The sequence below is a fragment of the Candidatus Cloacimonadota bacterium genome, assembly GCA_034661015.1.
In the GTDB taxonomy this organism is placed as follows: Bacteria; Cloacimonadota; Cloacimonadia; order JGIOTU-2; family JGIOTU-2; genus JAYEKN01.
Map to the genome: position 1 here is coordinate 1 of JAYEKN010000301.1, position 7,514 is coordinate 7,514.

The window sequence follows — 7,514 nt, forward strand, 5'->3', positions numbered from 1 at the left end:
ACCAGATAGGATAAAAAAAGTTTGTGTCAACAAATTCGGCAGTCAAGTGCCGAGATTGGCAGTCAGATTCGGCAGTAGATTGCCGAATATTATACTTGAATTAATCTGTTGGATTGACTCAAGTAAAATTAAAAGAAATCCCGACTCGAACCCAAAAAACGGTGTCCGAGTCGAGATTTGAAAAACTCGAGTCGCGTCACTCTTTTCGACACGACTTGGGTTTTGTTTGCGTGAAAAAAATCCCGACTCGAACCCAAAAGACGGCGTCCGAGTCGAGATTTTACTCAAACCAACAAATAGTGATTCTGTGGAGCTCTTTTTACAATTCCTTTGATCTCCATATTCAACAACATAGACGAGAGTTGCGAAACTGTAAAACTTGAACTTTCAACCATCGAATCAAGGGTTATATTCCTCCCGTTTTTTTGGATAATATCATAAATTTTTCCCTCATCATCTGTCATTTTATAAGAAGATTTGGGAATTGTATTATTTTTACTCCCCCTTACTTGTACACTGAAAAGTGTTAACTGCTCATACTCTTCTAAAATATCTTTCGCACAAGTTACAAGTTTTGCTCCGAGTTTTATAAGATAATTCGGACCTTCACTTTGAGGAGAATCCACATTCCCGGGAAGTGCAAAAATATCGCGATCTTGCTGCAAGCCATCTTTTGAAGTTATCAGGGCTCCACTTTTTTTTGAACCTTCCACCACAAGAACTCCCCTGCTCATTCCACTGATTATTCTGTTCCTTGTCGGAAAATTCCAAGGTTCGATCTTGCTTTCCAAAGGAAATTCAGAAATTAGTGCACCCGAACGAATGATATTTTCGGCTAATTTTCGATTCGTCGGCGGGTAAACCACATCAAGACCGGTGCCACAAACTGCTATTGTTCTTCCACCAGCCTTCAAAGCAGAAGTGTGGGCAACGCTATCAATTCCATAAGCCAAACCGCTAACAATGCTAAATCCGCTCTTTGCTAACTCAAACCCAATTTTGTTTGTCTGTATTTTACCATAATTCGTGGCTTTTCTGGTTCCCACAATTGCAAAGGAAAAACTGTCTTCAGGCAAAATTTCTCCCTTAATATATAGTAGTATTGGGGGGGTATAAATGAATTTGAGCAAATCGGGATATTCTTCATCCTGAATAGAGATCAGGCGGACATTATATTTATCCAGTAATTTCAATTGAGTAGAAACGAATTCATTTTCCCGGACTGAAAGAATATTTTTAATATTCTTTGGGGTAAGATAATTTAATGAAGATAGTGATTTATTATCAGCTTTGAAAATATTTAGAGGATTTCCGTATTGTCTAAGTAACTTTTTCAGTTTCCCAGGTCCCACCCCGTTAATCGAAACTAATTTTAGCCAATTTTTGTATTCATTAATTTTCATAATTAAAAATTTATTTTAAAACTAAAATAATTTTCCTTGCTTCTGTTTGTTTATCAACTCAAAAATTTTATATTTCAGCGACTGCAAATTTTTCCCTGTAACTGCTGAGACCGGCAAAATTTCCGCATTCACTTCCGAGAATTCCTTCGTAATTTCTTCCAACCACTCATCCAAATCTTCTTTTGGGATTAGGTCAATTTTATTTAGGATAACCAGAAAGGTTTTTCTGCCAAGGTCTGTTTTATAAGAGTGTAATTCATCCTTTAAAGTTTTGAATCTATCAAGCAAATCCGGTTGGGTAATATCCAGAACAAAAATCAAAACCTTATTTCTCTCAATATGTTTCAAGAATTGGATTCCTAAACCTTTTCCAAGATGCGCTCCTTCGATTATTCCGGGAATATCCGCCATAACAAATGTATGCAAGTCATCTACTTTTACAACTCCAATACACGGTTGGAGGGTTGTGAATTCATAATTTGCCACTTTTGGATGAGCAGCGGAGATATGACTTATCAAAGTGGATTTACCTGCATTTGGAAATCCAACAAGACCGGCATCAGCCATCAATTTTAGGGTTACTTCTATAAATTTTGTTTCTCCCGGCTTTCCATCTTCGTGCCTTCTCGGGGTTTGATTTGTGGAACTTACAAAAACAGCATTTCCTCTTCCCCCGGTACCACCCTTTGCGAGCACTATTTTATGGTCTTTTTCAGAAATATCCGCAAGTTTTTGAATCCTATTTCCGTCTTCATCAATCTCATAGATTTCTGTTCCGAGTGGAAATTCTAAAATTATATCTTTTCCCTTTTTCCCATATTTGTTTGACCCTTGACCATTTTTACCACTATCCGCCTTGAAATGTTTTATGTATTTATAATTTAGTAAAGTATTCATATTACTTTTACAAATCGCGATGACATTTCCACCATCTCCACCACAGCCACCATCTGGACCACCAAATGGAACGTATTTCTCTCTCCGGAAACTCAGACAGCCATCGCCACCTTTTCCGCTTTTTATTTGCATTTTCGCATAATCTATGAACATACATTAATCTCTTTCCAAATAATTTTTGTAAAATTCCCAAAATCGGAAAATGTCGTCAATCTTTTCAATAACTGAGGATACATTCTTCGCATTTTTTTTGTGAATAGAATTTCTAAAACACATTGACGCATTTATCAGTATTATGCAAAAAAGAATCCGATGAGGGAAGATGAAAGATAAATTGTGTAAAGTTTGACAAAGCATTCTCTTTCTCCATGAAATGACATTCGTGGTTTAATACCACAAAAATACGGTTTTCTCTTTCAAGTGAGAGAAAGGAGGCTAAATGGCAGATAAACAAATTCGGAGGTGTGCTGATTTGTAAAATTCCTCCATAGCGGATTTACGCTATCAGAAATTTACGAATGCCGAAAGGGAAGTGTGTACCATTACATTAATTTGTAATTTCGGAGCACACCTCCCCCCTTTTTTTATAACCAACTATCCCAAAGGAAAAAATGAAAGTAAAAATTCACGATAAAAAATTAGTATATAACGGCTTTTTCCAAATGGAAAACGCAACTATCCAATATGAAAAATTTGAGGGGACTTTCACGCCCAAAATTCAACGTCTAAATTTATTACGCGGTGATGCAGCCACGTCTTTGGTCTATCATAAAGAAAAAAACGCTATAATTCTCACAGAGCAATTTCGCTATTCAACTTATAAAAAAGGTCCGGGCTGGTTGATTGAATTGCCTGCCGGAATGATCGGCAAAAACGAAAAACCTGCTGATTGCATGAAAAGAGAATTGATCGAAGAAATCGGTTATAAAGTGAAAGAAATTGAACAAATTACAACCATGTATATGTCCCCGGGCGGATGCGATGAAGTAATGTATCTTTTCTTTACGGAAGTAACTGAAGAGGACAAAATAGCAGATGGCGGCGGTGCTGCGGAAGAACACGAGGATATAAAAATAATCGAATTACCGGTTTCAGATATAAATTCCTTCCTTTCTTCCTCAAAAATTCAAGATGGGAAAACAATGATCGGACTTCTTTGGTTTTTGCAAAATTTTCCTCACAATAAAAAATAATTTACTTATTTTCAAAATATTAATATAATCCTCTTTTTTATTTTGAATATCTGATTTTGAATGAATGTGACTCAGCTGATTCTCGGATTTCTGATATTTTTCTCGGCTGCAATGCTTCAGGGGATTACCGGATTCGGTTTTTCGCTATTGGCAGTTCCCCTATTGACTTTTTTTCTTCCCCCAAAAATTGTAATCCCAATTATGCTTTTACTTTCAATTCCCCTAAACATTGCCGTTATTTTTTCCCATTTGAAATCAGTTAACTTTCGCAAAATTTCTCTCATCCTTTTCGCCGGAATTATTGGAATGCCCATTGGTACATATTTTTTGGTGAATGTCAACGATTGGATAATAAAATTGGGAATCGGTTTACTAATTATCACTTTTGGCGGATTATTGCTTTTGGGGTTTCAAAAAAAATTTAAACATGAAAAGATTACCCGATTAATCATCGGTTTTGCCAGCGGAATACTGGGAGGTGCAGTTTCAATGAGCGGTCCGCCGATTGTTCTTTTCCTTGCAAATAATCAGGAGAGGAAAAACACTTTTCGCGTCAATCTTGCACTTTATTATTTCTGCCTTAATTTATTTATAATCCCAATCTACGTTTTGAACAATTTGCTTACTCCCCAAGTTTTCAGCCTAAGTCTCACTTTTTTACCTGCTTTGATCTTGGGAGTAATATTTGGAAATTTATTTGCAAAGAAATTACCGGAAAATACTTTCCGAAAGATCACTTTGATATTATTGCTAATTATGGGCTTTATGGCTGTGATTAGTAGCTTCAAAATTGGGTAATATCAATGTCAAAAATAAACAAGCATTATCGTAACATCAAAACAGCGATCAGAAAATCAAAATTACCTGATTGGTATTTTTGCTCTAAATATAGTTTATCACCCTATATGGCTTGTGAACATGCGTGCAAATACTGCGACGGTAGAGCAGAGAAATATTATGTAAAAGGTGATTATGAAAAGGATATTGTAATTCGTCGGAATCTTCCGGAACAACTTTCAAAAGAGATTATCAAATTGCGAGAACCCGGAATAATATTTATCGGATCAGGCATAAGCGATTCGTATCAGCCTGTGGAAAAAGAAGAGAAAATAATGCAGCATTGTGCAAAAATATTCGTGGAAAATAACTTTCCAGTGGGAATTTTAACTAAATCCGCTTTGATCCAAAGAGATATTGATCTTTGGAAAAAAGTCCACGAGAAAAATGGTTTCCTCCTCATGATTTCTCTTACAACCCTTGATGACGATATTCGACAAATTTTTGAACCGAATGCGAGCTCGGTAACAGAAAGATTGGGGACTATTAAAAAATTCAAATCTGCTGGAATTCCTGTAGGAGTTGCAGCCATGCCGATTCTTCCCTTTATTCAAGACTCGGAAAAAGATCTGAATAAATTATTTGCAAAATTTTCAGAACTTAAAGTTGATTTTGTTATGCCGGGCAGTTTAACCTTGCGTCCCGGAATTCAAAAAGAAGTTTATCTGAGAACTATTCAAAAACAGTATCCTCAATTTTTAGCCAAATATGAGGACCTTTATAGTGACGATTTTCAATCAGGTGTCTGGCATAAAGAGTACCGACAAAAAGCCTATAAAATATTCCATAAAGTCTCCAACGAATTTTCTTTCCCGATTTATGCACCTCATTATATTTATAAGAATAAATTTTCGCTGTATGACGAACTTTATATCCTGCTGAAAAACATGACCGATCTATATGAATTAAAAAATCAGCCGACACCAAGGCTCGAATATAGCGTCAATAATTATAATCGTTGGTTAAAAAAAGAAAAGCAATATTTCAATCGAAATCGCTCATTACATTATTCTCAATTGGAAGAAAAACTTAAATACCTGCTTAAATTTGGAAAATTGTACGATATTATACGCAATAAAAAATTGATAAACTTTATAAGTGAAATAATTCTTGAACGAAAAACTTTTGATTACAAAACATTGAAATTAATTAGTGTTCATCCGTAAACTACTATTTTATCAATGGCTCCACCAGCTGGTGGATGATTCGACGCAGAAAAACACTGATTCGGCAGATAAACCCCTGTTTAATATTAAAATACAAAGCATTAAACGGGGCAAGCGCTGATACTAATCTTTTTGTAATTAAATTTTTTATCTGCGTAAATCATTTTTTTCAGCGTTCATCTGCGTCCAATCTATACTTTACGGACAGACTCTAATTGAGATGAGTGATGAGGAATAATCAAGGCGAATTTTTTTCAAAAAACTCTCTCATAAATATCAAATATTTTTTTTATATTTGGAAAAGTGGACTCAATTTTTACGTTTTAAAATTTTTATCTAAATATTTAGAAAGGAAAATTAAATGAAAAATCCATATGCAAAATTATTGAGTATTTTTTTACTGATAACATTGTCCTCGTTTTCAATCCTGCTTGCTCAGGAAAGCATGGCTAGCTCTGAAAACGCAGATTTCATCACAACTGATTCCGGTTTAAAATACAAAATTATCAAAACAAGCGAGGGTGAAATACCCACATCCGGTGATCGAGTTGAAGTCAATTACGAAGGCAAATTAGCTGACGGAACCGTGTTTGACAGTTCATACAATCGAGGTGAGCCCATAACATTCACTCTCGGTAAAGGTAGAGTTATCAAAGGTTGGGATGAAGGAATTGCCCTTCTCCATATTGGAGAAAAAGCCGTATTTATCATTCCACCGGACTTGGGTTATGGAAATCAGCCGGTTGGTCCGATTCCAGCAAATTCCACGCTTACTTTTGAAGTGGAATTAATGAATATTCTCCCTCAAATCATTGTTGAAGAATACGATATCGCAGGAAAAGAAATTCATGAAACCGATTCGGGATTAATGTATATTATTGTAAAAGAGGGCGAAGGAACTCAGGCAGAGAATGGCAAAACTGTTTCCGTTCAATATTCAGGTTATCTCGAAGATGGCACCATGTTCGATTCTTCTGTAAAACGGGGACAACCCATCTCGTTTCCGCTTGGTATCGGGCAAGTTATCCCCGGCTGGGAAGAGGGAATTTCTTTGATGAAAAAAGGAGCAAAATATCGTTTGATCATTCCATCAAATTTGGCCTATGGATCAAATGGCATTGAGGGCGTTATCCCTCCGAATGCAAGCCTAACTTTTGATGTTGAATTGGTTGATGTAAAATAAAAGATTGAAAACCATTGCGAATGGTAAAAAAGTTCCTAGAGAGATTAACCTTCGCAATGGTTGCACTAACTCCAAGAACGGAAAATGGGAAAAATGTCCACCCGTCTTCGCTACGCCGAGGCAGGCGAATTACACGAATTAATCGAAAAAATTGTAATTACATTAAACGAATTATTCCCAACTCTAAACCTTCACTCCCCCACCTTCACCATCTTCCGCACCACGGCATTTTTACCATATTCTAATTTATAAAAATATGTTCCCGCTGAAACTTCATTTCCATATCTGTCTTTCCCGTCCCAGATGATTTTGGTCTTTGCCCAAAAATTGTCCTTTTTTCCGCTGTATCTTTTTACCAATTGCCCTCTTACGTTGTAAATAGATAGTTGATAATCCTCTACCCGCTCATAGTCTGTGGTGATGAATAATATTTCCGTCTCTTCTTTAAAGGGATTGGGCTGGTTCTGGAATAGATATAATTTGTTTACAAAAGAAGTGTCAGGATTATTTATTCCATCTTCCTGCCATTCATACGCTCCGATATCTATTCTACCGTTGTAAATTCTTTGATTTCCTGCCAAATCCAGTTCCGGTAAATTTAGACCTGTAGTATCCGGGGTGCCTGCATCTATGCAAGGTGAATCTTCCGTGAGTTCATAACTGAACGGATCTCCTCCTACAAACAGTGGGTCTTCATCTATGTTTCCAGGTCCCCAGTTTAGGATTCCGTTATTGTTTATTGCTACTGATAAACTGCCATGCTCAACATTGCAGTATTTTACTGTAGCGGAGTTTGGAGGACCTGTTGGACAAAAATAAATTTCAGTATATGGGT

The 7,514-nt window shown here is 36.3% G+C and carries 7 protein-coding genes; 4 read left to right on the plus strand and 3 right to left on the minus strand.

Annotated features, from left to right (window positions below; all coding sequences use genetic code 11):
• Positions 1 to 284: 284 nt before the first annotated feature.
• Positions 285 to 1,403 (minus strand): DNA-processing protein DprA, encoded by a 1,119-nt coding sequence (gene dprA / locus U9P79_10550; protein MEA2105053.1) that lies wholly within the window; start codon positions 1,401 to 1,403, stop codon positions 285 to 287.
• A 21-nt stretch (positions 1,404 to 1,424) separates the two neighbouring features.
• A complete protein-coding gene (gene obgE, locus U9P79_10555; GenBank protein MEA2105054.1) occupies positions 1,425 to 2,453 on the minus strand; it encodes a GTPase ObgE in 1,029 nt (342 codons plus the stop codon).
• A gap of 458 nt (positions 2,454 to 2,911) precedes the next feature.
• Between obgE and U9P79_10560 the strand changes: the two genes are divergently transcribed.
• The 4 genes from U9P79_10560 to U9P79_10575 all read left to right on the plus strand — a co-directional run bounded on the left by U9P79_10560 (position 2,912) and on the right by U9P79_10575 (position 6,679).
• Complete coding sequence (locus U9P79_10560; protein ID MEA2105055.1) at positions 2,912 to 3,493, plus strand: NUDIX hydrolase; 582 nt, start codon at positions 2,912 to 2,914, stop codon at positions 3,491 to 3,493.
• 60 nt (positions 3,494 to 3,553) lie between these two features.
• Entirely contained in the window at positions 3,554 to 4,291 is a 738-nt protein-coding gene (locus U9P79_10565; protein MEA2105056.1) for a sulfite exporter TauE/SafE family protein, read from the plus strand.
• 5 nt (positions 4,292 to 4,296) lie between these two features.
• Positions 4,297 to 5,496 carry a radical SAM protein gene (locus U9P79_10570; GenBank protein MEA2105057.1) on the plus strand — a complete coding sequence of 400 codons (1,200 nt, stop codon included), beginning with the start codon at positions 4,297 to 4,299 and terminating at the stop codon, positions 5,494 to 5,496.
• A 361-nt stretch (positions 5,497 to 5,857) separates the two neighbouring features.
• Entirely contained in the window at positions 5,858 to 6,679 is an 822-nt protein-coding gene (locus tag U9P79_10575; protein ID MEA2105058.1) for an FKBP-type peptidyl-prolyl cis-trans isomerase, read from the plus strand.
• A gap of 191 nt (positions 6,680 to 6,870) precedes the next feature.
• Here the strand turns inward: U9P79_10575 and U9P79_10580 are convergent.
• The coding region (locus U9P79_10580; protein ID MEA2105059.1) for a choice-of-anchor Q domain-containing protein at positions 6,871 to 7,514 on the minus strand (644 nt) is incomplete at its 5' end.

Excerpts from the sequence above, each read along its gene's own strand:
- obgE (MEA2105054.1), bottom strand. The coding sequence starts at position 2,453 with ATGTTCATAGATTATGCGAAAATGCAAATAAAAAGCGGAAAAGGTGGC.
- U9P79_10560 (MEA2105055.1), top strand. The coding sequence starts at position 2,912 with ATGAAAGTAAAAATTCACGATAAAAAATTAGTATATAACGGCTTTTTC.
- dprA (MEA2105053.1), bottom strand. The coding sequence starts at position 1,403 with ATGAAAATTAATGAATACAAAAATTGGCTAAAATTAGTTTCGATTAAC.
- U9P79_10565 (MEA2105056.1), top strand. The coding sequence starts at position 3,554 with ATGAATGTGACTCAGCTGATTCTCGGATTTCTGATATTTTTCTCGGCT.
- U9P79_10570 (MEA2105057.1), top strand. The coding sequence starts at position 4,297 with ATGTCAAAAATAAACAAGCATTATCGTAACATCAAAACAGCGATCAGA.
- U9P79_10575 (MEA2105058.1), top strand. The coding sequence starts at position 5,858 with ATGAAAAATCCATATGCAAAATTATTGAGTATTTTTTTACTGATAACA.